This window comes from Paenibacillus sp. FSL R5-0475 (genome assembly GCF_038004585.1).
Taxonomy (GTDB): Bacteria; Bacillota; Bacilli; order Paenibacillales; family Paenibacillaceae; genus Paenibacillus_AQ.
Window position 1 is genome coordinate 554615 of record NZ_JBBORK010000001.1, and the last position, 22792, is coordinate 577406.

The 22792-nt window shown below is 49.4% G+C and carries 26 protein-coding genes; 24 read left to right on the forward strand and 2 right to left on the reverse strand.

From position 1 onward, the window contains the following. Positions 1–73: 73 nt before the first annotated feature. The 5 genes from MKX41_RS02260 (at position 74) to MKX41_RS02280 (ending at position 3276) form a co-directional block, all read left to right on the forward strand. A complete protein-coding gene (locus tag MKX41_RS02260; RefSeq protein ID WP_340968434.1) occupies positions 74–838 on the forward strand; it encodes a hypothetical protein in 765 nt (254 codons plus the stop codon). A gap of 309 nt (positions 839–1147) precedes the next feature. After that, positions 1148–1654, forward strand: coding sequence for a hypothetical protein (locus tag MKX41_RS02265; protein WP_340968436.1), 507 nt, complete (start codon positions 1148–1150; stop codon positions 1652–1654). Further along, positions 1647–1868, forward strand: coding sequence for a DUF5659 domain-containing protein (locus MKX41_RS02270; RefSeq protein ID WP_340968437.1), 222 nt, complete (start codon positions 1647–1649; stop codon positions 1866–1868). The genes MKX41_RS02265 and MKX41_RS02270 overlap by 8 nt, the downstream gene beginning before the upstream one ends. A 19-nt stretch (positions 1869–1887) precedes the next feature. Beyond that, entirely contained in the window at positions 1888–2313 is a 426-nt protein-coding gene (locus MKX41_RS02275) for a helix-turn-helix domain-containing protein (RefSeq protein ID WP_340974797.1), read from the forward strand. Between the two features lie 570 nt (positions 2314–2883). Then, entirely contained in the window at positions 2884–3276 is a 393-nt protein-coding gene (locus tag MKX41_RS02280; protein ID WP_340968439.1) for a helix-turn-helix domain-containing protein, read from the forward strand. A gap of 151 nt (positions 3277–3427) precedes the next feature. Here the strand turns inward: MKX41_RS02280 and MKX41_RS02285 are convergent, their stop codons facing one another. After that, positions 3428–3988 carry a tyrosine-type recombinase/integrase gene (locus MKX41_RS02285; protein WP_340968440.1) on the reverse strand — a complete coding sequence of 187 codons (561 nt, stop codon included), beginning with the start codon at positions 3986–3988 and terminating at the stop codon, positions 3428–3430. Positions 3989–4509: 521 nt separating this feature from the next. On the opposite strand from MKX41_RS02285, the gene terL reads away from it, so the two are divergent. Continuing rightward, entirely contained in the window at positions 4510–6147 is a 1638-nt protein-coding gene (terL, locus tag MKX41_RS02290) for a phage terminase large subunit (protein ID WP_340968442.1), read from the forward strand. Here terL and MKX41_RS02295 read toward each other — a convergent pair. Then, positions 6144–6479, reverse strand: a complete 336-nt coding sequence (locus MKX41_RS02295) for a hypothetical protein (protein WP_340968443.1) — start codon at positions 6477–6479, stop codon at positions 6144–6146. The genes terL and MKX41_RS02295 overlap by 4 nt on opposite strands. 659 nt (positions 6480–7138) lie before the next feature. On the opposite strand from MKX41_RS02295, the gene MKX41_RS02300 reads away from it, so the two are divergent. From MKX41_RS02300 to MKX41_RS02385, 18 genes are all read left to right on the forward strand, one after another. After that, the gene (locus MKX41_RS02300) at positions 7139–8137 is read left to right on the forward strand and encodes a portal protein (RefSeq protein ID WP_340968444.1); all 999 of its coding nucleotides are present in this window, start codon (positions 7139–7141) and stop codon (positions 8135–8137) included. Between the two features lie 113 nt (positions 8138–8250). Beyond that, positions 8251–8976: a phage minor capsid protein gene (locus MKX41_RS02305; protein ID WP_340968447.1), complete on the forward strand. Its 726-nt coding sequence runs from the start codon at positions 8251–8253 to the stop codon at positions 8974–8976. A 103-nt stretch (positions 8977–9079) separates the two neighbouring features. After that, positions 9080–9862, forward strand: coding sequence for a hypothetical protein (locus MKX41_RS02310; RefSeq protein ID WP_340968449.1), 783 nt, complete (start codon positions 9080–9082; stop codon positions 9860–9862). A gap of 119 nt (positions 9863–9981) precedes the next feature. After that, a complete protein-coding gene (locus tag MKX41_RS02315) occupies positions 9982–10587 on the forward strand; it encodes a phage scaffolding protein (protein WP_340968452.1) in 606 nt (201 codons plus the stop codon). A 79-nt stretch (positions 10588–10666) separates the two neighbouring features. After that, a complete protein-coding gene (locus MKX41_RS02320; protein WP_340968454.1) occupies positions 10667–11755 on the forward strand; it encodes an SU10 major capsid protein in 1089 nt (362 codons plus the stop codon). A gap of 63 nt (positions 11756–11818) precedes the next feature. After that, positions 11819–12049, forward strand: a complete 231-nt coding sequence (locus MKX41_RS02325; protein ID WP_340968456.1) for a hypothetical protein — start codon at positions 11819–11821, stop codon at positions 12047–12049. Positions 12050–12065: 16 nt separating this feature from the next. Then, positions 12066–12878 (forward strand): hypothetical protein, encoded by an 813-nt coding sequence (locus MKX41_RS02330; protein WP_340968458.1) that lies wholly within the window; start codon positions 12066–12068, stop codon positions 12876–12878. Beyond that, positions 12878–13264 carry a hypothetical protein gene (locus tag MKX41_RS02335; RefSeq protein WP_340974798.1) on the forward strand — a complete coding sequence of 129 codons (387 nt, stop codon included), beginning with the start codon at positions 12878–12880 and terminating at the stop codon, positions 13262–13264. The genes MKX41_RS02330 and MKX41_RS02335 overlap by 1 nt, the downstream gene beginning before the upstream one ends. Beyond that, complete coding sequence (locus MKX41_RS02340; protein ID WP_340968460.1) at positions 13264–13584, forward strand: hypothetical protein; 321 nt, start codon at positions 13264–13266, stop codon at positions 13582–13584. Before MKX41_RS02335 ends, MKX41_RS02340 begins: the two co-directional genes overlap by 1 nt. After that, positions 13584–13961: a minor capsid protein gene (locus MKX41_RS02345; protein WP_340968463.1), complete on the forward strand. Its 378-nt coding sequence runs from the start codon at positions 13584–13586 to the stop codon at positions 13959–13961. The genes MKX41_RS02340 and MKX41_RS02345 overlap by 1 nt, the downstream gene beginning before the upstream one ends. A 64-nt stretch (positions 13962–14025) precedes the next feature. Continuing rightward, on the forward strand, positions 14026–14553 hold the full coding sequence (locus MKX41_RS02350) for a hypothetical protein (protein WP_076105275.1): 528 nt from the start codon (positions 14026–14028) through the stop codon (positions 14551–14553). Positions 14554–14617: 64 nt separating this feature from the next. Further along, positions 14618–15055: a hypothetical protein gene (locus MKX41_RS02355; protein WP_340968464.1), complete on the forward strand. Its 438-nt coding sequence runs from the start codon at positions 14618–14620 to the stop codon at positions 15053–15055. A 77-nt stretch (positions 15056–15132) separates the two neighbouring features. After that, positions 15133–15357 carry a hypothetical protein gene (locus tag MKX41_RS02360; RefSeq protein WP_340968465.1) on the forward strand — a complete coding sequence of 75 codons (225 nt, stop codon included), beginning with the start codon at positions 15133–15135 and terminating at the stop codon, positions 15355–15357. Positions 15358–15364: 7 nt separating this feature from the next. Next, complete coding sequence (locus tag MKX41_RS02365) at positions 15365–15766, forward strand: hypothetical protein (RefSeq protein WP_076315832.1); 402 nt, start codon at positions 15365–15367, stop codon at positions 15764–15766. Further along, complete coding sequence (locus MKX41_RS02370; protein WP_340968467.1) at positions 15763–19554, forward strand: hypothetical protein; 3792 nt, start codon at positions 15763–15765, stop codon at positions 19552–19554. Before MKX41_RS02365 ends, MKX41_RS02370 begins: the two co-directional genes overlap by 4 nt. Beyond that, positions 19554–20114, forward strand: coding sequence for a phage tail domain-containing protein (locus MKX41_RS02375; protein WP_340968468.1), 561 nt, complete (start codon positions 19554–19556; stop codon positions 20112–20114). Before MKX41_RS02370 ends, MKX41_RS02375 begins: the two co-directional genes overlap by 1 nt. A gap of 75 nt (positions 20115–20189) precedes the next feature. Further along, complete coding sequence (locus MKX41_RS02380; RefSeq protein ID WP_076297448.1) at positions 20190–20594, forward strand: phage tail fiber protein; 405 nt, start codon at positions 20190–20192, stop codon at positions 20592–20594. Between the two features lie 22 nt (positions 20595–20616). Next, positions 20617–22767, forward strand: coding sequence for a right-handed parallel beta-helix repeat-containing protein (locus MKX41_RS02385; RefSeq protein WP_340968469.1), 2151 nt, complete (start codon positions 20617–20619; stop codon positions 22765–22767). Positions 22768–22792: the final 25 nt, after the last annotated feature.

Below are 22792 nucleotides of genomic sequence, written 5' to 3' on the forward strand. Positions count from 1 at the left end.
GATTAATCTAACAAGCCCGGAGGAATATATCGCTTATCGGATAAAGGCGATCCGCGAGAAAGCCGTCAAGCGCGTGTTCTATATACGTAAAGACTCCGAATGGGCTCACTCGGAGATTAACCGTTATTTATCCATAATGGTGCTTGACTTACGTATGCGCATCCCATTCAAACCAGTGCGCCATAACGATTTCGGCTATGAGTACACGTTAACTCCCGAATTTACCGCCTGGCTAAGAGAAAAGAACGGCCGTATAGAGCGAAGATTCCGCGAAGAAGGATTCGGCAGTTCATTTACGCAGTACCAACGCGCCCTAGACGTTGCGGATCGTACTGAACGCGAAGCCGTGATTGAAGAAACGCGTATACGGGCGGAGGTTATGGAGGACATGGTCGGCGCACTAGAGTACGCGCTAAAATACGCCGATGTCAGCCGTAGTCCGAGGGAGATCGTCACCTACGTCAATAAGGCGTTGTTAACGCGCTACTACGAAGCCCAAGCGCGCCGAAAAGGGATGCGGAGAGTCACCGTAGACGGGCGCCGGCGGATGATCGCGCCTTTTTATGAGGGAGCGATCCGAACGATATTGGGCGTTAACTCTACGGAAGATTACGTATATAGACGCGTATCCAGTAAACAGGCGGATTTCCTGCGTGAGCTCATCGGTATTGTCGAAACGGACATGGCTGCAGGGGATTGCGCGGCCTACCACGTGCTTCCGGACGGGGAGTACCGTCTCTCACGGAAATATGCGGCGGAGAAGACCGGATTATCGTATACAACCGTAAAAATGCGGCTATTAAGAATCCGAAAATTAATTACGGAAAGGGTCGCGTAAATGTATCCGTAAGGATGTATATCTAGAGACTACGAAGGAAGAAATGAGGGTGCAGATTGCCGCTTAACCACGCATAAACCAAAGGGAGAAAAGGCGGAAGAGTCCGGCGGCATGCGCTTTATTTTATGTTAAAACGTGGACTTTTGCCTTACTTTACGGGCAATAAGGGGAGACGTATTTTACGACGCATGGTTGCATTATACGCGATCTGCGGACTAAGAGAGTACAGAGCGATAAGGTTACGAATGTTGCGGGTATACTCCGTCACGTCCTTACGTTAACTAAATCAAACAAATGGAGGTATAAATTATGGCAGACGTAGAGTATTTATACTTGTATATCGAGCACTACGTTAAGACTGAGGTTGATTACCCACAACTGTCAAAACTATCGCAGGAGTCATTTGAGAAGTTTTTAACAAAAGCCGCAATACAGGTATCGAAAAGTACCTCTCCAAAACAACTATACAACCTCTCGCGTGAAGACGTGAGAGGACTTATATACGAGATTATGTACGATGTAAGGCTAAGCGGTAAGAGGTGTGTGTCCCCAGAAATGGACAAGATGTACTCGTTTATAAATCACGTAGGAGAGCCGATTTTCATTCACGCTAAAAGCAAAAAAGAAGCTTCTGAGCGTTGGAAAAAAGCTGCGCATACGAGCCCGAAGTATTGGGAGAAAGGTAAGACCCTACATAAAGTGGTTGGAATTTCAGACGACGGCAATTTCCTATTAGACAACGGAGAGACACGAGACTTAATAAATGATTTGAATGTTGTAAACCTATACGGCTATGGAGGTAAAACGAATGAGTGAGCGCTTTGTTGTGACGTCACAACGTGTGGCAGGCCACTTGATGATGAGCGGCTTCGTACTTAAGGGCGTTGGGGAAAATCGTAAATATCCAGGCCGCAACGTTTTCTTCTTTAATAATACGACGCAATTGCGTCAGGCGATCGCGGATTTCAACCAAACAAACGGAGGACAAACAAATGGGAATGGAAAAGCAGTCGGGTGTGAAGCCGTTTGAACCTACGCGGGACTTTACGATGGTACATAACGCAATATTCACGCTATACACACGGCTGCCGAAGTTCAAGGCGGACCACGCGTTATTGTACATGTACCTAATGGCGCGCTACAACACGACCTACGGTTACGCGTTTCCAACAACGGAGGACATTGCGCTGGCGATGAACTGCGGAAAGAACGCGGTTAAAGGGTATAAGGATGCTCTGGTCGCGTACGGACTCGTAACAGTACGCAGGCATCCACGCTGGAATAACGACGTCTATGTAGTACACGCGCCAATATCGGAGCCTGCAGCGTTCTACGCGCGGTTTCCAGAGGCGCGAGAGCACGAGGCTAAACGTAAGGCGACGCTGGGGATAGGCGTAGAGGGGTTGGAGGTTGCGGCGACTACGGAGGCTTCACAAGGTGCTTGGAGTAATGATGAAATTACGGCGTGGTTATAGGGTAATCCCATTTTTCGGGATGAGTCGTCCCGGTTTTCGGGATAACCTAATCCCGTTTATTGGGATGTATATATACTTACGCTATTAATACTTAATAATAAAAACTTATAAAACATTACCGCATCGGATTAATTCGCTACGCTCATGAATCCTCGCGGAGCTTATATTATTAATAGATTATTTGCGCATAAAGATAGTTTCGAGGGAACGGTAGTGACTGAGATATGTTTTGCAAAGGACTGAACTCTTACCTATTCATGATGATTAATCAAAGTAGAATCTCATGTAGGCAAAGACAAGGAATAGCGCGGATGTTAATAAACGGAGTTTACTTCGCCTGTATAGCGCTATGTATCGGACAGGTTAAGCGCTAGTATTACGTTAAGAATCGGATATGCAACGCACATAGATAGCGCTATTCTTACGCTTTGCTCGGGCGTAGGAATAGCGCTATTTTAGTGTGTATTTTTACCGTTAGATACACGTTCATAAAGGCGCTAAGATGGCGCATTAGAATAAAGATAAGGACGCGCTCTAGAAGCGCTAATATGCGGGAGGGAATGAGGTACAATGGCGAACACATTATCGGCGGAACAGTTAATCGCGATCGACTGGTTAGCGCAACCAAAGAAGGGCGGTAAGACGTACGAGGAAATCGCAGAGTTATGTGGTGTAACTTCGCGTACGCTGGAGAACTGGCGTAAGAATGCAATGTTTGATGCGGAGTTTAGACGCGCACTGCGGCGTAACAATGACGTAAGATTACCGGAGCTGCTTCAATCATTGGCGGACATTGCTATCCGTGACGGTAACGCAGCAATGGCTAAGCTGGCGCTGCAGGTTGGCGGAGTGTTGACGGAGAGCATCGAGGTAACGAACAAGGACGGAGAAGGAACGGATATCGAAGCGTTGAGACTACGGGTAGCATCGTTGACCCAGCGTCAATCCGAAACGAGCAAGTAGTCGGCGCTATTATATGAAGGAAGACGCGGAGGAGACTGCGGAAATCTTCGGATTAGGTGCGAATTTCCTGCACGGCGGCCCTGGCGCGTGGCCCTCCGAGAATTTTCGAAACGCCGAAGAGGGCACGCATTATCTACGTGTCCTACGCTTCTTACAGCTTAAACCCTTCGAGAGACTCGTCGATCTCGTCCTGACGGATGCCTATGTAACGCTTCGTTATCGATGGCGCAGAGTGGTTGAATATCTCTTGCAGTGCGGCTACATCCTTATTGCGTTTGTAGTGGTGATAGCCGAAAGTCTTGCGCATTGTATGCGTGCCGATATCCGTACGGTCGATCATCTCGCCAGCCTTTACGAGCGCTCTATACGCTTGTGTTGTCGTGATGTGGCCGCTGCCTTTACGGGAAGGGAACAACCAGTCTTCTGGGCTCATACCACGTATATACACTGTAATCTCCGGCTGTATCGACTTGAGGTTGACGTTGCGAACCTTACTGCTTTTCTGTTCGACGATTCGTACGTGCGTCTTATCTTTGACGTCCGCAACCTGGAGCGTAACTATATCCGATACGCGAAGGCCCGTATTGATTCCAAGAACAAACATGAGTAGATCGCGCTCACTACACCATCGACGGAGTGACTGTTTCATATCCTCAATTTCACCGCGTGTTCTGAGAGGTTGGACATCGTATATAGCTTTTTTATCGTCCATTTTGTCACGTCCTTTTTATACATAATAGTACTTTGAATGTACGATTACGTTATCGTATGATGATCGTATCACATAAACCTAGGTAAATCAACGTTTTGAATGTACGAAAACATACAAAATCATACATTCGTAAGAAGAAAAACAGCCTGACCCCCAAGTGGTTACTAAAAGTAAGTGAAATCTGGTAGTACTACAATCCGGATACAAAAATAAACGTTTGGGTTTCGGTAGCCAAACGCAGCAACACGTATTTACACGTGAAATCACCGTTGATTTAGCTCGTTTCATCCCTGCGGAGTATTAGCGCTAGGGTAACACACTAAACACGCTAATCTCACGGTGAAATTCAACCAAACGGAAAGGAGGCGGTATAGATCGCATGGATTGAAGGTAAATGGGTCACACGAGAAGCGCGTGCGGAGATACTGTCTCCTTACCGCGAGATATACGAAGCTGTCAGGCGTGCTGACTTCGATTGGGGTAGTGTCACTGAGGCGGAGGCTCCGGAGATTGATCGTGCAGTGAGCGAATATGAACGATTATCGCGTATACAGCGTTGCGAAACGGACTTACTCGAATTTTGCATCGAATATTTCTCGGAATCACGTAATCCCGGTAATGACGGAAATTGGGAAGACTTCGACATTACAGATGTATCGGAAGCGCCCGATTTTCACCGCGAGATATGTGGGTTAATGGACGACGTATCAAATGTCCATATAAATGATAAGGTGGCGGAAGCAGCGCCTCGTTCTCACGGTAAATCAACGTATTTATCAAAGGCGTTTCCGTTGCGCGAGATTTGTTACCGTAAGCGGCGGTATGTAATTACGATATCGGAGACGCCGGCAGTTTCGAGCGCTAACCTCGATTGGATATCGCTACAGCTCAAGAGTAACGAAAAGCTCCGCAAGGACTTCGGATCGCTATTGAGCGCGAAACAGCAAGAGAATCCAAAGGATAACTCGTCTGAATTTATCGCATGGGAACCGCGCGAAGACGGTACGAAACGTATGCTTGCGAAAGTAGAAGCGGCTTCAACCGGTCAGGCAATACGTGGACGTAACTGGAACCAAAAGCGCCCGGACCTCATCATTTGCGATGACCTCGAAGATATTAAGTCAAACGCCGCCACGCCGGAACTGCGTAGAAAAATGAAGGATTGGTTTTCCCAGACAGTAATGCCACTCGGCGGACCTAAAGGAAAACGTACAGCCTTCGTATATATGGGAACAACGGTCCATCATGAAGCGCTACTCGTTGACGTATTGTACAATCGGTCAGACTTTAAATCGCGAGTCTATCGCGCGGTTATCGAATGGCCTGAGCGCATGGACTTATGGGAAGCGTGCCGACTCGTATATAAAGATCCGGATAGGTCGAAGGAAGAACGCGTTAAAGAAGCACGCGCCTTATACGATATGAACCGCGAGGAGATGGATCGCGGCTGCGTCGTATTATGGCCGGAAGCACAGCCAATTTGGAAGCTAATGACGTGGAAATGGGACAACGGTAGTAAGGCGTTCAACACGGAGTATATGAACAATCCGATTGATGAAGAGTCGATGATATTTAATCCGGAGGCGTTCACGTATTGGGATAGCGGGGAGATAGCGAGGGCATTCGCTCAGCCTGGCCGTCTGTATTCGGAGTTTGACGTCTACATGGGCGTTGACTTCGCGATGGGCAAAACGCGGGGTGACTACAGTGCGATCGTCGTTATCGCCCGCGAGAAGAAGTCTGGAACAAAATACGTTATCGACGCGTTCGGTGAGCGGATCAAGCCGGACGCTTTTTTGCGTGTAATCGTTGAGATGGCGCTGAAATACCAACCGAACGCAATCGCAGCCGAAGCGCAAGCAGCGCAAGAGTTTTTCGTTACGCAACTAAAAGCGGCGCTTAAGGCTGCGGGATATCCGGCGCATACTCGCGTGAAAGAGATATATCAGCGTTCGCGGAAAGGCTTACGTATTGAGGCGATGATGCCTGCGATAGAGAGCGGGGAGATACAGTTTTCACGGAGACATGCGTTAATGTTGGAGCAATTCGAGATGTACCCGTCCGGAAGCCACGATGACTTACCGGACGCGCTTGAGATGGCGGTTAGTATTGCGAAAACCGGGTGGAAGAAGGTTCGGAACAAGCCGAAGTGGGCTTAAAAGGGAAGCCCTAACGCAATACGATAATTTTTAAGTACGATATTTTCCAGTTCCTCAACAATGTTAGCGTAAGGTTCAAGCTCTATTGCTTTATATACAGGGGAAAAGGATACCTCGATCTTGGTGTCATTGATATAAATCACTGCTCCCATATTTGTGATAGTACTAGAACCAATGACTATTCCGTCTGTTTCTATGTTACTAAGTACTTTTTTGAAAACAGAGAACACACTAGTCTTTGCTTGTGCAACCTGTTCCTCTCGTTTTTTATTTTCGATGAATAGAAGAGTTTTTTCCTCATCTGCTTGACGAATATCATCTGATAGACCCATAGCTAACCTCCCATTGTAGTTATTTTCCACCTTAGTATAGCACATTAGAGTGCATGGTTTTACTAACAGAAAGGAGGGGTTCGGTGACTACGAAATTATTCGCTCCCGGTGAAATATACCCGCCACCATCGCATATACCGCGACTCGCACGTTATAAACGGGGACGCACGATATTCGACGGACGCCATCCAGAAATATATGATCGCGCATCGTCATTACTAAAAGATACGCCACATGCCGCGCAGCTTAAAACGCTATTCATCGCGGTTAACTTGATGGATATATTGCTCACGAAGCCAGCGGATTTGTTGACCGGAGAGCCTCCGACGTACGAAAGCGGCAAGGGTCCGGGATCACGCGAACAGGAGCGCCTTGACTCGATCGTCGAAGAAAACGACCTCACGTTAACCGCGCATGAACTCACTATCGGAGGCGGCTATCGCGGCGACTCGTTTCTCAAGACGTACTTTGCCTCGCGTGCCGACGTTACCGAGACGGAAAAACTAGGATTAACTGCGCCAGAGGCACGCCTCGAACCGATTATCGAAGCAGTACCGGCGAACATTGTATTTCCGGAATTATCACGCGGCTCTCGCAAGAAGTTCAGCGCTATTAACGTAGCTTGGATAGATTGGGTCGAAGAACCTGGCGGCAAGGTTGTGCGTTGGCTGTACGGTAAGGCGGAGTCGTACGTACCATATCTCGTAGTCGAACGCTATATCCCCGGCTACATCGTATATGAACGCTATGAACTGACAGAAGCTGGCGTTAACAGCGAATGGGGCGTGCCGATTTCTACGTATCTTATCGGCGAACAAGTAACGACCGGCCGAGAGGTCGACGTTGTAGAAACGGGGACACCGGAATTATTGGTGCGCCACATTCCGTACAAGAGCGTCGATGACCGTTGGGAAGGGATCAACGGGGTTGAGAAGCTGGAAAGCGTACTGAGTGCGATTAACGAACGCCTGGCGCAGATTGATTATATCCTTTGGAAGCACAGCGATCCATGGATGTACGGTCCAGAAGATATCGGAGACGACGGAGAAGGTACTACGGACACTCTACGTTCCGGAGGACGTTATATTCCCGTTGCAAAGGAAGACGCAACTCCCGGATATATGACGTGGGAGGGACAGCTAACCTCCGCGTTTACGGAGCTAGATATATTGCTCGGTCTCGTGTATCAAATGTCGGAAACTCCGCAATGGTTATTCGGAACAACACTCGCCTCCGATAAAGGCGGAACGGGTACGTCACATACGGACAGCGGCGCAATTAAAGCGCGCTTTATGCCTATCCTAGCCAAAGTTAGCCGTATACGCGCACACGTAGACCGTGCTTTACGAGACGCGATATGGACTGCGATGCAGCTCGAAAACTTCGCGAATCGTGATATTGAGGCATGGGAGCCGTACGAACCAGTATACCCGCGTATCGTGTGGAGAGACGGACTTCCGATTGATGAAAAAGAGGCGGCCGAAGTCGCGAGTATCCGTACCGGCGGCAAGCCTACGCAATCCGTTCACGACGCTGTGAAGACGCTCGACGGTGTAGACGACGCAATGGCCTCAGAGATTATCACGCGGATTGATGCAGACGAGGAACGCACTACTGGCACGGTAGAATCAACGATATTTAACGCAGGTGTTGCGTAATGGTCGCGATTCCGGATCCTGTCTACGACTATGATATCGAGATTCTTGTCCGCGTATATAAAAACGCGATGCTCTCGATAAGCACCGAGCTCTCCCGCTTAAATTTAACCGCAATGTCTCGCGCCAATTCACGCGCCGCACTCGCCGAGGTTGCGGCTATTTTGCGTTCCCTCAATGATGAATCTGCCGCCTGGGTAGAGCGCTACATTCCGAAGGCAGCGACGGATGGTATCGCGCGGACCATTGTAGCGCTTGGTGCGGCAGATACGCTGGAAGACGCAGAGGAGATCGTTAAGTTTAACCGAATTAATCGCGAGTTTGTTGCGTCGGCTGTTGCGGATACACAGGCGGATTTACTCGCCGTTACGCAGAACGTTGACCGCCGCGTTAAGTTAGTGATCCGCCAAGCGACTGCCGATTCGATGCGTGCGAATTTAACGCGCGGCATTAACGGTAATCGTACGCTTAACGCCGATATCCTGACGCGGATGAAGAAAACGCTAGGTAGTGCGGTTGATACCGGAATAGTGGATAGTGCGGGACGGCGCTGGGCTCCGGAATCGTACGTTAAGATGCTGACGCGCACGAAAATGGTGTCGACACAGCGTGAGTCTACGATAAACGAAGCGGTAGGGCGCGGCGCTTATTACGGAGTCATATCGAAGCATAACGCGGTTGATAAATGCCGCGGATACGAAGGAATGATCGTAAAGCTAACGCCGGATGCGCCTGGTAATTACCGATATATTGGCGACCTTCCGCGTAATGAAATTTTCCATCCTTGTTGTGCCCATGTTGTAACCGCGATACGAGATCCGAAATTACTGGCCGCTGAATAAGGCGGTTTTTCTTCTGCCGCGATAGGCCGATCACCGAAAAGGCGTGACCTTGACGCTCTGCGCGGCTTTCTTTCAAGGAATCGAACCGAAGGGGTTTGGTAGATTGAAAGACGTAATTAGAAAAATCCATAGTGTAAATGAGGATTTCTTTAAAACATGGACTAGAGAAAGTGCATGGGTATACGGTTGGTTAGTCACAGATGGCTCCGTGCAGGAGTTGACGGGGCAGATACGGTTAATGCTTAAAGCTCACGATACGGACGTGCTTGAGAAGATTAAGAAAGCTATGAGATTCAGCGGACCAGTCACGCAGGGGACGCACGAAGACGGTAGAGAGTTTGCCTATCTGCGCATCTGTCGGAAAGGTATGGCCGAGGACTTGTTCGCACACGGAATGGCTAGAAGTAATAAGACGTTTAATACGTCGAAACCCGACATTCCCGACTCATTGTTTTGGGACTTTACGCGAGGAGTATTTGAGGGCGACGGGAACATGAAGCACGGGAAACAGTGGAACGACCTTCAGCTTCTAATCTGCGGAGCGACAAAGAGTTTCTTCGAAGATATGCAGGGGGAGCTCTTAAAAAGAGGAGTAAATACGACACTTAAAGAGCATCCGATCGGACAGTCTGGCCGCAAAAGTCCTTTATATACGTTGACTACTAAATCAAACGCCGACGCATTACGTTGGTGCTTTTTTATGTACGCAGATACGTCCAGATCTCTTCGCCTCGATCGTAAGTTCGCAATATTCACGAACTACGTACGCGGATATTATGACCGCAACCGTAGATCACGACCTTGTATTGAAGCTATCGAACTCATCCGCAAATCAATTCCGGAATGCGCAATCACAGCGCAAGCACCGGAACTACTCGCAGCTTAATAGGAGCAATAAGGCTCCGCGTCCAGACGTGAATTGACGCGATAAACTTTACGGTTACTGACGCAACCTGCGTCAGACATACGATAGCCGACGGGCTCAAAACGGACGGAGGACAAACGATGGAAAACGAAAGTAAACGCTCACGATATCCGATTAATCTGCAGCATTTTGCGGAAGGCGACGCCGATCCCGATCCGAACCCAACACCGGACCCAACGCCCGATAAGACGTTCACGCAGGCGGATCTAGACCGCATTGTTGCCGATCGTCTTGCAAGGGACCGTAAAGGCCGCGAAGATTACGACGATATCAAAACGAAGCTGACCGCGCTGGAACAGGCGGAGGCTGATCGAGACAAGGCGCTTACTACTGCAAATCAACGGTTGATTGACGCGGAATTTAGATCGCTGGCGCGTGAGGCTAATATACCTACTGACCGCCTGGCAGCAGCGCTAAAACTAGCGGATTTGACGTCTGTTACGTTGGATGGCGAAGGGAACGCGGTTGGCGTGAAGGAAGCGGTTGAAGCGTTGGTCAGCGCTAATGCTTATCTCATTGAAAAGACGCAGCCGAAACCGATCGGCGGTGCTAGTGGAGGTAAGGCAGACCCTCCGGATAGAACGAAAGAACAAATGCTTAAGGACGCTGCGGAGAAGGCTCGCAAAACCGGCCGGATAGAAGACCGCATGGCGTATTCAGCGCTTAAGGACGAACTGAATAAGTAATCAAAGTCGCGAGCAATTGGCGGCTTATTTTATTGCGCGGATTTATCCGTAGCACACAATCACAGGGGGAAAACAACTAATGGCTAAAATTTATAACTCTTCTCTAGTTGGAAAAAGGGAGTCCGTAGCAGACGAGATTCTGTTACTCAATCCGCATCAAACTCCACTCTTGAACTTGCTGGGATTCGCCGATCCAATCAATGCGGTCGAACACATTTGGTACGAAGACGAGATGTTCCCGGATGAAACCGCGACAACAGCGGCAGCGCTTGTAGGTGCAACCGCAGTCGTAGTCGCCGACGTAACGCCATTTCGCGTCGGGTCCGTAGCCAAGATCGTCGATGAGCTGCTGTATGTGTCTGCGATTGATACCGGCACTAAAACGCTGACCGTTACGCGCGGCTATGCTTCTACTACTGCTGCTGCGATCGCGTCTGGCGCAAAAGTCGAATTCCTTTTCGACGAAGGTGTAGAAGGTGCAGACGCTCGCGCAGCTCGTTTCAAGGCTCGCGTACGTAAGTCCAATCTTACGCAAATCTTCACTGATACTGTTGATCTTTCCGGGACAGCACAGGCCACCGCACAACACGGTGTAAACAACCTGTACGAATATGAGAAGCAGAAGAAACAGCTTGAACTTGCGCTCCAATTGGAGAAAGCTGCGATTAACGGTATTTCATATGAAAACGGCCAGGTTCGCCAAATGAAGGGTATTCGTCAGTTTATCAACACTAACGTTACCAACGTAGGCGGTGCGTTGACCCTGGGGGCAATTAATACGCTAGCTCAGACCGTCTATGATGCGGGAGGTTTCGCCAACGGTGGGAATTACAAAGTCATGGTAGCCGCGAAGCAGAAGATTGCTTTGTCCGGTACAGACTCTAATAAAATCACACTGACCCGTGGTGAGAATGTTCGTGGGCAGGTGGTTGATTTCGTTGTAACTGATTTCGGTCAGTTTGAGGTCGCTCTTAACCAAAATCTTGCCTCGGATGAATTGTTCCTTGTGGACGCTAATCGAGTTAAAATCCACCCGTTAGCAACCCGCGAGTTCAGTCACACATACCTCGGTCTGCAAGGCGACTCGATGAAAGGCCAAATCGTAGGTGAATACACGTTGATGCTCGAACAGGAAAAAGCTCACGGACGTCTGCGCGGCTTGTCGTAAGATAACGGAAACTAACGGGCGCGCAGCGTAATGTTACGCGTCTTACTTTTACGGAGGTAGACGATGACAACGTACGAATCAACGCGCTATAAGGCGCTTGGGTTTTACGTAGGGACGGAGTTTCACCGGTTCGCTGGCGGGCTCTATCATACGGACGATCCCGCAACAATGGCCGTACTCGACGCGATTAACGATGTTGTTCGAGCAGCGGACGAAGTAACGGAACAAGTACCGGAGGAACCCGTTAAGCCAGCGCCTAAACCGCGAAAGGCTGCGAATACCTCCGCAAAATAACGGGAGGTGGTTACGTGTGCGGAAAAAGACAATGGCAGAGGTGAGCCATGCGTTTGAGGCCCGTGGATATCTCTTGCTGGAAACTGAATACAAGAATAGCATCACCCCTTTAAAATACCGTTGCCCAGACCACCCTGACCGCGATTTGCAAATAAGTTATGCGTCATTAGTAAACAACGGTTCTGGTTGTCCTTACTGTGTTGGTAAGGGTCCGTGGAAACTGCACGAGGTTATTGAGGAGTTCGAAAAACGGGACTACACGCTTTTAGAAACAGTGTACAAGAACAATAAGCAACCCCTCCGATACCGCTGCCGGAAACACCCTGACGCGAGCAATAAGATTAACTTGAATAATTTGTTAACTGGATATGGCTGCCCCTACTGCGCGGCGCTAAGACAGACCGGCAGTGGTAACGCTCGGTGGCAGGGAGGTAAATCGTGTATTAACGGGTTCCTCCGACCAAAGGTGTCCTCCTGGAAAGAACAGGCTATATATGGGCCGAATGGTTCTTGTTGGATAACAGGAGACAATAAAAGTCCGATCAACATCCACCATGTTACTCCTTATTATAAGATCCGAGATGAGGCTCTAAATAACTTAGGACTATCCCCGCACAAAACCATAGGAGACTATTCTGCGGATGAGATCGAGTCCTTGATGATAGAGTTCCGACGTTTGAATGATCTGCACCAAGGAGTTGCCTTAAGAAAGGATATACACGAGAGGTTCCATAGGGAGTATGGATTCGACGTTGGGTGGTCTGAGTTACCCACGTTCAGGGATGAGTATCTTGGCAGCAGTATGCTCGGAGAGAAGGAGGCTTGTTGATGGTATCGGTTGAAGAAGCAACGATCTATATTAACTCTAATTGCATCAGCATTGAGGATTGGGAATCAGCAGACGACGCCAAAAAACTACGGATAGTTAACGTGGCAGGACGGACGCTGACGAACAAATACGCTCAATATACGATACCGGACGCGGCTGTATACGAATATGCGAACGAACTCGCGATCGCGTTTAACGATACGAACGCGCTGCAGCAACAAGGCGTAGCGAGCTTCGGATTAACGGGCGTCGCAAATTTTACGTTTAAAGATTGGGCGAAAACGGGCCTCGACGCATGGATACCGGACATCGCGCTCGAACTTATTAGCGCGGAGAATGGTGGCGTTAAACTCGGACGTAAAACCGCGAAGTGGGTGACGATGTAATGGCGCTGATACCGCTGAGACAGACCGTCACAATTACGCCGTTCACCGGATATGATCCGGATTATAACGAACCGTCTTACGGTGTCCCTTATACGCAGAAATGCCGCTTTCAAGAGGCGGTTAAACTCGTACGCAATCAGCACGGTGCGGAAGTCGTCAGCGTCGGCACGTTTTACTTCGATAAGCTTGCGGAAATATCGCTCAACGATCGCCTAATGTACACCAACGAACTATTAGCGGAGACAACGTACACGCCAATCGCAATCAGCGTTAAACGGGCGCTCAACGGGAAGCCGCTAATAACGGAGGTGGACGTGTAATGGCGCTAACTTTGACGGGTTTAACCGCAGCGGTGCGCGCGGCAATGCCGGGGATCACCGTAGTCGGCAACGACTTTATTGCGGATAATCCGGATGATTGTGCGTACGTGCGAATAACAGGCGGACCGCCTCCGAAAGAGTGGTCGTCCGTAGCGTATCCGTCGTTTCAAGTTATCATTCGCGCGAAGAAGTCGGCGGATGCCGAAGCGAAGGCAAACGTATTATTCGAAGCGCTGCACGGTAAGGCGGAGTTTACGATCGGGACTACGCGCGTTGTTAAGTGCCTGGCGGATCAGTCGGCGCCGTGGTATCTTGGGCCTGACGCGAATAACCGATCGCTATATTCTATTAACTTTACGCTAACAACATCGCTATAAATGCGGGGCTGTCCGTTATCGGGCGGCTCTTTTTAGTACATCCAAAATAAGGGGGAAATAACGAATGGCTCAAGATTTCAAAAAAATCGAAATAGGACCGGCTATCGTTGAGTACGGTACGGGCGCTGACAAGATTACGTTTGAAACTACGATTGGAGGCGTTGTGCTCAATACGGAAACAACATACCGCGAGCAAAAGACAGATCAGACGGGCGAAACAGTCGTAGATAAGCGCATAACGGGGCGTAATGTCAGCGTTCAAATCCCGTTTGCTGAGTATCAAATTGACATTGTCCCGAAGATTATGACGGGTGCGGAGATCGTTACAGGTACGGGCGGCTCTAAGGTGTTAATCAAGACCGGAGTAGGATTAAGCCTACTTAGCACCGCCAAGATCGCAGTTATTAAACCTCTCGCGCACAAAAACGATCCGGATTTCTGGACAACACTACCACTAGCATACAGTGAGACGGATATTTCTTACTCGTATAACAACGAAAATGAACGCATCACGAACGTTACTCTCCGGTCAACTCCGGACGAAGATGGCGTAGTCCTTATTCTCGGCGACGATCTTATTACTGCAGTTTAATCGAACAGTTACGTTGAAAGGGGCGCTTAATTGCGCCTCTATTTCTTTATAAGGAGCGAATATAATGCCTATTTTTAAGCGTTCAGATAAAGCGGAAACTACCGCGCCAGAAGAGATCGTAATTGACCCAAACGTAATCCAACTCGGAGACAGAACGGTGAAGGTACGCAAAATACCAATCGACGGATGGATTCAATTGACCGGAGTTATTAACACGCTACCGGAATTGGTTATGGGCGTTATTACAGCTCCGGAAGGAAGTCGCACAGCGTACTTATTCGCGATCCTCGAGCACGCACTTGAGGACATCGTACAGGTGGTTAGTGTTCTTACCGGATTCGAAACGCAATGGATTAAAGAGAACGTAGCGCCTGATGAATTGATGGCGTATTTTACCGCCGTTGCGCGCGTTAATAACTTCGGGGGTCTCTTAAAAAACGTGCAAGGCGCTCTGCAACTAGCGAACCTGCAAACGGGAACAGCGGAAGCGAGCGCCGAGTAACGATAGATGAGTTTTTCATCGACGCAGCCGTGCGCCTCGGTAAAACACAGGTCGAGTTCGAGCGCGGTTATTACGTTATGGATTTACTCGACGTGTTGGATGCGGACAAGCGGCGCAAGGCTGGCGAAACATTAGACGCGCTGAACGTTAACGTCATGTCGCACACGACTAACGTAGAGGACTACCGCAAGTTTACGACGGGGCTACAACGTGAAGCCGGAATCGCAACGCAGAGCAAGCCGGTATTTGATGAGACCGGATTTAAACTACTGAAAGATCAGATGAGCGCGGGGAGGGTGTGACGGACGTATGGATTTTCGTATGGAAACGGCGGCGCTACGTCAGTTTTTAGAGCGTCAGAAAACGCGAGTACTCGACGGAGCGACTATCGGATTACATGACGCTACTGACCACCTACTCGCGGCATCGCGTAATGAGGCTCCGTTAGATACCGGTACTTTGCGGATGACGGCCGGTAAGGAAGTCGTAAATAGGGACGGACGGATATACGGAGAAGTGTTTTATTCCGCAACGGAAACGGGCTCCTCTGGTGCGCGCTTTAATTATGCGCTACGTGTACACGAAATGGGCGAGTATAAGAACCCGACAACGCCAGGTACGCGTCCGAAGTTCTTATCGCGACCACTCCGTACGAATGAACGGATATATAAACAGTTTATCGCGGATGCAGTTAGGAGGGCGCTAAGATGAGTACGGGCGGTACTAACGTAGGTGAAATTCAAGCGCGGATCATACTCGACATCGCGGAGTTTAGGCGAAATATTGACGAGGCGCGACGTCGGATACAGGATCTCGAAGATCAAAGTAGGCGCGGCGCGGACGGTATGCGGAACTTAGGCTCCGCGCTTGCCGGACTCGGTGCTGGCGCTGCTTTAACGAAACTTGTACGCGAGATGCAGTCGGTCGTCGCGGAGAGTACGAAATTATATAACGCGTTCCAGGGACTCAACGCCGTTGCGAAAGGCTTCGGTATCCAAACGGGAGACGCACAACAAGCCGCGCAGGATTTAGCCAAGCGCGGTTTTTTAACGCTTACTGAATCGGTGCTAGCGTTTAAGACTGCGATGTCTACCGGACTTGATCTCGGAGAGTCTACGAAGCTTATTAACTCGCTCGCGGACTCAGCCGCATATAACCGCCAATCTTTTTATACGATGGGCGGCGCTATCCAAGCGTCCCTCGACGGTATCAAGAACGGTAACTCCGTACTATCTGACGCGGTCGGCGTAACGAAGAATCTCTCCGTAATGCAAAAGGAATACGCGGAATCAATCGGAACAACAGCTGGCAGATTAACGGACGCTGAAAAGATTCAAGCGGCGTACTACGGATTTATGCGTGAGGGTGCGATCTTTACAGGGAACGCGGACGAAGCAATGCAGGGATTTACCGGTACGCAGAACCGTTTCGCTCAGGCTACGAATGAAGCGCGCGTCGCACTCGGAGAGTCGTTTACGCCGGTCGTACAGAAGACGCTTGAGGCTTTGACTCCTGTAATAATCGGACTTGCGGATTTTGTGTCGGAGAACAAAGCGCTCGTATCTGGGCTAGCTACCGCAACGGGTGGCGTACTCGGATTTATCGTCGTATTGACGGGGCTGGCAACTGTCATGAAGACAATACCTATAGCAATCGAGGCTATCGCTGCGGCGTCTAAATTGTTAGGCATCTCGTCCGGACCAATCGGAATTGCAATCGTAGCTATCGCGGCTTTGGCCGGCGGAATTGGCGCACTCGTTGCTAAGCGCGGGGAAGACGCAAGAGCCACGCAGGACATGATGAAGGCGCAAAAGGAACTTAACGCGCTACTCGATAAAGCGCCAGTCGACCAATCGGCCGCAGATATCGAAACGCTCACAGCCAAAACGAAGGACCTTACGGAGGCCCTTAATGAGCGTGCGGCAATAGAGCGACGTATATCCGATATACAAGCGAGCCAATCACTCGGTGAAGGGGCACCGGCCGTCTTATTCAGTTCCGAGGCTAAGGAAATTAACAAAGCGCTCGCGGAGGTAGACGAAAGATTGCGGTCGCTTGGATTCGACGGCGTAGAAGCCGCAACGTCTAAACTCGAAGAGATGAACAAAGCGCTCAAGTATTCCGTAGACTCGATATCCTCGCAGGATAAAGCGGAGTATTCCGCACTCGCAACGAAGAAGGCAACGCTCGTACAAATGAGCGCATTAGCGACGCAGTTTAAGGAACTATCCGGTTCTCAAACGCTAGACGCTACGCAAAAAGGACGCCTCGTTGACGTAACCGAAAAGTTGATCGAACAGTATCCGGAGCTTAACGCGCGCCAAGGCGAAGATGGACGTATCCGTGCGGATAATATCGACGTGATTATCGATCAAATCGCTGCAGATAAGAAATTTACGGATCTCGCCGCCGACCAAGCTGCGCAGCGTATTCGTAACTTCGCGAAGGAAAATAAGGCGCAAGAGGAATCGGTCAAGACGCAGATTAAGAACTATACGCTGCTGATCGAGGCTATGGCGAAAGTGTCCGGAGCAAAGGCGGCGACATTTGAGGAGTCTGTAGCGCAAGGTGAGGCGAAAATGAACGGTAAGACGCCGAAAGTTATGGATATCGTATACAACGATTACCTGACGAATAAAGTTGCGGAGGAAGCGAAGCAGGGACGGGACTTAGCGCTCGCGCAACAGCAAAAATATTCGGACGCAGCGCGCGAGATGGAGAAGTTAGCGGCGGAAGTTGAATCCGGAGCTCAGACGTTTACGAAGGATATTATTCCGCAGGATGCCCCGAAAGCGGCGAAGGAAAAGAAAGCGAAGGGTAAGACAGCCGCAGAACTCGCCGCCGAAGCGCGTAAGGCAGCGTATGATGCCGATATGAAAACCGTCCAGTTTCAAGCGGACTTTTACGATATGACGGCTGATGCGCAGATTAAAAAGTATGACGCGCTCAAGGTGAAGCACGCGAAGTTCCTAGCAGAATCCATCGACGATGCGCGTACGCTGCAATTACAGCTCAAGCGATTATCGGAGGACAGCGCCCAATCACGCTATGACTTTTCGGTTACGTGGATTGATGCGGAGTCGAAACGGATGGAAGACAGCAGCAAGTCGGAGCTAAAGATCGCGGAAATGAAACTCGCAAGCTGGACGCGTTTACGTAACCGTTACGCTAAGGACAGCGCGGAGTATATCGCCGCAGATGACCAAGTCCGCCAATCGCGGAAGAACGTTGCCACCGCAACCGAAGCGGAAGCACGCGCTCAATATAACGCATCGTCTAAGTGGATCAGCGCAGAGGAACGGCGGATGTCTGACGCAGGCAAATCGGAAACAGAGATTGCGCAGATGAAGATCGACGCATGGACTCGCGTACGGGATCGTTACGCCAAGGACTCGGAGTATTATGCGCAGGCTGACGAACAACTCTACAATCTCCGCAAGTCACTAACGAAGCTGACGCAGGATCTCGCGACCGACCTCGTTAAAACGCAGAAAGCCGCGATTAAGGACGCGAAGGATGCGGAGCTCAAAGCGATCGAAGAACGTAAGCAAGCGGCACTCGATGATTATGACGCGCGGATTGACGCTATTCAGCGCTTACGTGACGCCAACAAAGAGCTCAATGTTGACGCGGATTACGCGACTCAATTAGCCGAGAAACAAACGCGCTTAGCGGAATTATCAAGCGCAGTCGGTCCGGAAGGAATTGCGGAACGTGACGCTTTGCTTAAAGAGATTACGCGCATGCAACTCGAACACGACCGCGAATTAACCGACCGCACGCTCGCGGATCAGCAAGACGCGCTCAAGGACGAAAAGGATGCGCAAACGAAAGCGTACGAAACGGAGAAGACCGCAGCCGAAGCGCAATACAGCGCATTAACGGCGGCATTTGATGCGTACTCAGGCGATATCAAGTCGATAGAGGACGGAATCGCGGCGTATCGTGTTAGCGCAAGTGGCTCGGCTAATACTGCGATCCTAACGGAGCTTGACGGATTCCTGACGCAATATCGTGCGAAGATGGCGTCGATTACGCAGATTAATGCGGAGTCGAAGAAGGCGGCGGATCTCGCAGAATATAACGCGAATAAAACCGCATGGACAGCGGCGAAGGCGAGCGGCAATACGGCGGAGATGGCGCGGCTTAACGCACGTAACGAGGAGCTACGGAAGATATACGGAGTATCTGCGGATACAGGCGCGTTGCAGGCGTTTAAGGACGGGGGCATCGTTAAGGGCGCACCTGGCGCGGCTGTTCCGGTTATAGCGCACGCGAGCGAGATGTACTTAAATCCGCAGCAGCAGGCGACGCTATTCGATATGATCGCAAGCCCGCGCATGTCACCGCAAGCGCCCGCGTCAGTTACGAATATTGTGCAGAATATCGACCTCGGCGTAGACGAAGTAACGCTCGCGGATAAAGCCGATATCGCTACGTTTTATGACGAACGGACTCGCGCGTTATCTCGTCTTCAATCGATGGGGGTGAAGGAGTAATGACTACGTCTTTTTCGTACGACGTAGCGGTAAATGGCGTATGGCTATCGGAGCACGGAGCCGCGCTATACGAACGTAACTTGCCAGTCTTGCCGGAAACCGAAGACAATACGGTCAAGCTCGCGAATACGGACGGCGTCGTTGATTTCGGCGCTTCATACGGACCACGTACGATTGGACTAACGTTCGAGATTACGTCGTCGGCAGCAGAGTTTCACCGGACACTTGCGTACTTGGCGCGAACGTTTAACGCTAAACGCGGAGAGATTACGCTAGAGTTTGCGGATATGCCCGGCAAGTATTACGTAGCGACTTACGCAGGTACGCTCGCGCTTGGTGCGACCGGATCGCGTTTGATTGATGTTAACCTGCGCATGAATGATCCGTGGCCGACCGGCAGCGAAGTGCTTACGGAATATACGATAGATACGTCATGGCAAGCGGTGGCGATCGAATCGGAAGCGGATGTAAGGGCGCGGCCAGTTATTACGATGGCGAATACGGGGTCGACTACGGTTAACGGATTTACGCTAACGAACGAATATACACTCGAAGATTAAACGAAGGAAACGCGGAGGGTTCGGCAATTATGCCGGGCCTTTTTTGCGTTGTCCAAAAACGGAGGAGAATGAATAATGGCGATGCAAATTTCGAACTATCTGAGCGCGGCGCTACTTAACGCGGCTTTACGCAATACGGCGTTTACTGGACCGGCTACCGTATATATCGCGCTATATAAATCGGACCCAACAGCGGCGGATACCGGCACGGAAGTAAGCGGAGGCTCATACGCGCGGCAGGCGGTTACATTCGGAGCGCCGACGCTCGTTAGCGGTCAGCAAACCGTAGCGAATACCGCGGAAGTCGTATTCCCCGTTGCTACTGCGGATTGGGGACTCGTAACGCATATCGGATTACGTACGGCGGCGACTGGCGGAAGTCTATTGTGGACGAAACCGCTCGATAATCCGCGTACATTACTCGTTGGCGACCGTCCACGTTTCGCGGTATCAAGTACGTCGGTTAAATTTACGCAGTAATAGCGGAGAGGGGAACGAATAGATGGCGCTACAAGAAATGTTTCCGGCGGTCGCGAACAGTCCGGCGACGGAACTATCGGCAGCAATTACGGATATTCAGACGACAATTACGTTGCTCGATGCGTCGAAGCTACCGGACGCTCCGAATATTGCGACGATTGGCGTAGATGAGACGGCGGAGACGGTGAGATACGAAGGTAAAAGCGGAAATACGCTGACGGGAGTAACGCGGGGATTTAGCGGGACAGTGGCGAAGGCGTGGGGAATCGGGGTAGGGGTGGCGAGGTACTTTACGGCGTACGATGCGGATGCGCTGCGTGAGAATGTGGCGGGGCACAGTGCGCAGTTGGCGGATATAGTGACGCTTAGCCCATCGGGCGGTAATGATACAATGGCATGGAATAACGCCGTTAATAGTGTTGCAAATGGTGGAAGGATTGAACTAACACAGGGCGATTATTTTATAACGGGGGGGGTATTAAAATCCAATATAATTATAAATGCAAGAGGTAAGGTACGGCTGTTGAGTGACGAAACAATTTTTTCAGTTAATAGTGGTAGTCCTGATGTAAACAAAAATATCACCAATATCTCAATATCTTATGTCGCATTCGAGGCAATTACCAAAGTCTTTTCAGAGCATATACATTTGGTATCGCTTAGTGGTGTAAGTGACATCAGCTTTAAGCGTTGCAGTTTCATAGGATTCCGCGGAGACGGGGTCTACTTAGGATCTGGTGAAGATGGGGAAGAACGCCATAACGAAGATATTAACTTTCAAGAGTGTGTGTTTGATGGAATATCTAAGCAAAACCGAAACGGCATTAGTATACTTGACGGCGATGGCGTTTATATAGACAACTGTGTATTTAGGAACTGTACTCAACCTAATATGCCGGGAGCAATTGACATTGAGCCGAATGAGTACGCTTGGGCAATCATTAAGAATATCAATATAAATAAATGTAAATTTAGAAATATAGGTGGAAATACGGGAGTAATAAATATGTACATTCCTCTTTCACAAACTGAACTAAATACGCCTGTTGAGAACATCACGATTGAAGGTAATTCGATTGACACTACAACGGATACTCAGAGCGCTTTCGCTTTTCGTCAACATCAGATATCTGTTATTGAAGGGTCAAGTTTAGGTTTAAATATTAAAGTTATTAATAATAAAGCAAAAAACTTAGCCTCAAGGCCTTATATTATGACAGGTATTAAAAACTTAACACTTAGTAAAAATGACTTTGAAAACGCGAAAAATGGTGCTGTTACTGGCTATTTGGCGGCAACAGATAAATGCATGCTTATAAAAATAGAAGATAACAAGTTTGAAAAATGTGGTACAGGTGATGGTAAAGGGCTATCTATCTTCTCTGCTGAAAAAATAGACATCATTCGTAATGTTTTCAACGATTGTGTTGGATACAGTATAGATTTTAATAATGGGACAACATCAGGTGTACGAATAGTCGGTTGTGACTTTGTATCGCCGACTGGGCTTACGAGTGTTGCAATCCAAAAAGAATCAACGCACACATTTATAGCGAGTACAAATATAGATCAACAGAACAAGTTCAACGGATTAGGGAACTTTTTTGCAGCTAGTCTAAAAGATCCTGTAGTATTGTATTCTATAACTTTGTATGACACAACAAAATTACCTGATGCTTTTGCGTTGGGCACTGAATCTTCGTTTGTGAATGGGGATACTAATCTACCATCAACAGCCAAGCAAGGAACATTAGTAACGACTGTTGCCACCATCACTAGTGGATTTAGAAAATTCATTACTCAATGGTTTTACCCTGCTAACAACGATGCAACTACGCTTGCAGATACGTATTTTCGTAAAGGTAATATAGCTACTAACGACTGGTCAGCGTGGGAGTTAATAACTGCTGTCAGAAACGGAACGTCAGCTCCAACGACTGGTACGTGGATTTTGGGAAAAAGAGTAAACAATTTAACGCCTAGTCGAACAAAGAATATAAGCCATTGGATTTGTGTCGCAGGAGGAACACCAGGAACGTGGATGGCATGTGGATCAGGGTGGGGTACAACTGCTGAACGACCAACGCTTTCTTCAGGAGATTCTGGATACATCTATTTTGATACGACGATAGCAAAAGCGATTTCCTGGAACGGTTCGACTTGGCTTGTATAGGTGTAAACATAAACGCAGACTGGGT

Bases quoted from the DNA above. Each gene is read 5' to 3' on its own strand.
- MKX41_RS02355 (WP_340968464.1), top strand. From the start codon at position 14,618: ATGCCTATTTTTAAGCGTTCAGATAAAGCGGAAACTACCGCGCCAGAA.
- MKX41_RS02365 (WP_076315832.1), top strand. From the start codon at position 15,365: ATGGATTTTCGTATGGAAACGGCGGCGCTACGTCAGTTTTTAGAGCGT.
- MKX41_RS02375 (WP_340968468.1), top strand. From the start codon at position 19,554: ATGACTACGTCTTTTTCGTACGACGTAGCGGTAAATGGCGTATGGCTA.
- MKX41_RS02340 (WP_340968460.1), top strand. From the start codon at position 13,264: ATGGCGCTGATACCGCTGAGACAGACCGTCACAATTACGCCGTTCACC.
- MKX41_RS02280 (WP_340968439.1), top strand. From the start codon at position 2,884: ATGGCGAACACATTATCGGCGGAACAGTTAATCGCGATCGACTGGTTA.
- MKX41_RS02270 (WP_340968437.1), top strand. From the start codon at position 1,647: ATGAGTGAGCGCTTTGTTGTGACGTCACAACGTGTGGCAGGCCACTTG.
- MKX41_RS02265 (WP_340968436.1), top strand. From the start codon at position 1,148: ATGGCAGACGTAGAGTATTTATACTTGTATATCGAGCACTACGTTAAG.
- MKX41_RS02370 (WP_340968467.1), top strand. From the start codon at position 15,763: ATGAGTACGGGCGGTACTAACGTAGGTGAAATTCAAGCGCGGATCATA.
- MKX41_RS02335 (WP_340974798.1), top strand. From the start codon at position 12,878: ATGGTATCGGTTGAAGAAGCAACGATCTATATTAACTCTAATTGCATC.
- MKX41_RS02360 (WP_340968465.1), top strand. From the start codon at position 15,133: ATGGATTTACTCGACGTGTTGGATGCGGACAAGCGGCGCAAGGCTGGC.
- MKX41_RS02385 (WP_340968469.1), top strand. From the start codon at position 20,617: ATGGCGCTACAAGAAATGTTTCCGGCGGTCGCGAACAGTCCGGCGACG.
- MKX41_RS02350 (WP_076105275.1), top strand. From the start codon at position 14,026: ATGGCTCAAGATTTCAAAAAAATCGAAATAGGACCGGCTATCGTTGAG.
- MKX41_RS02285 (WP_340968440.1), bottom strand. From the start codon at position 3,988: ATGGACGATAAAAAAGCTATATACGATGTCCAACCTCTCAGAACACGC.
- MKX41_RS02275 (WP_340974797.1), top strand. From the start codon at position 1,888: ATGGTACATAACGCAATATTCACGCTATACACACGGCTGCCGAAGTTC.
- MKX41_RS02295 (WP_340968443.1), bottom strand. From the start codon at position 6,479: ATGGGTCTATCAGATGATATTCGTCAAGCAGATGAGGAAAAAACTCTT.
- MKX41_RS02345 (WP_340968463.1), top strand. From the start codon at position 13,584: ATGGCGCTAACTTTGACGGGTTTAACCGCAGCGGTGCGCGCGGCAATG.
- MKX41_RS02315 (WP_340968452.1), top strand. From the start codon at position 9,982: ATGGAAAACGAAAGTAAACGCTCACGATATCCGATTAATCTGCAGCAT.
- MKX41_RS02380 (WP_076297448.1), top strand. From the start codon at position 20,190: ATGGCGATGCAAATTTCGAACTATCTGAGCGCGGCGCTACTTAACGCG.
- MKX41_RS02305 (WP_340968447.1), top strand. From the start codon at position 8,251: ATGTCTCGCGCCAATTCACGCGCCGCACTCGCCGAGGTTGCGGCTATT.
- MKX41_RS02325 (WP_340968456.1), top strand. From the start codon at position 11,819: ATGACAACGTACGAATCAACGCGCTATAAGGCGCTTGGGTTTTACGTA.
- MKX41_RS02320 (WP_340968454.1), top strand. From the start codon at position 10,667: ATGGCTAAAATTTATAACTCTTCTCTAGTTGGAAAAAGGGAGTCCGTA.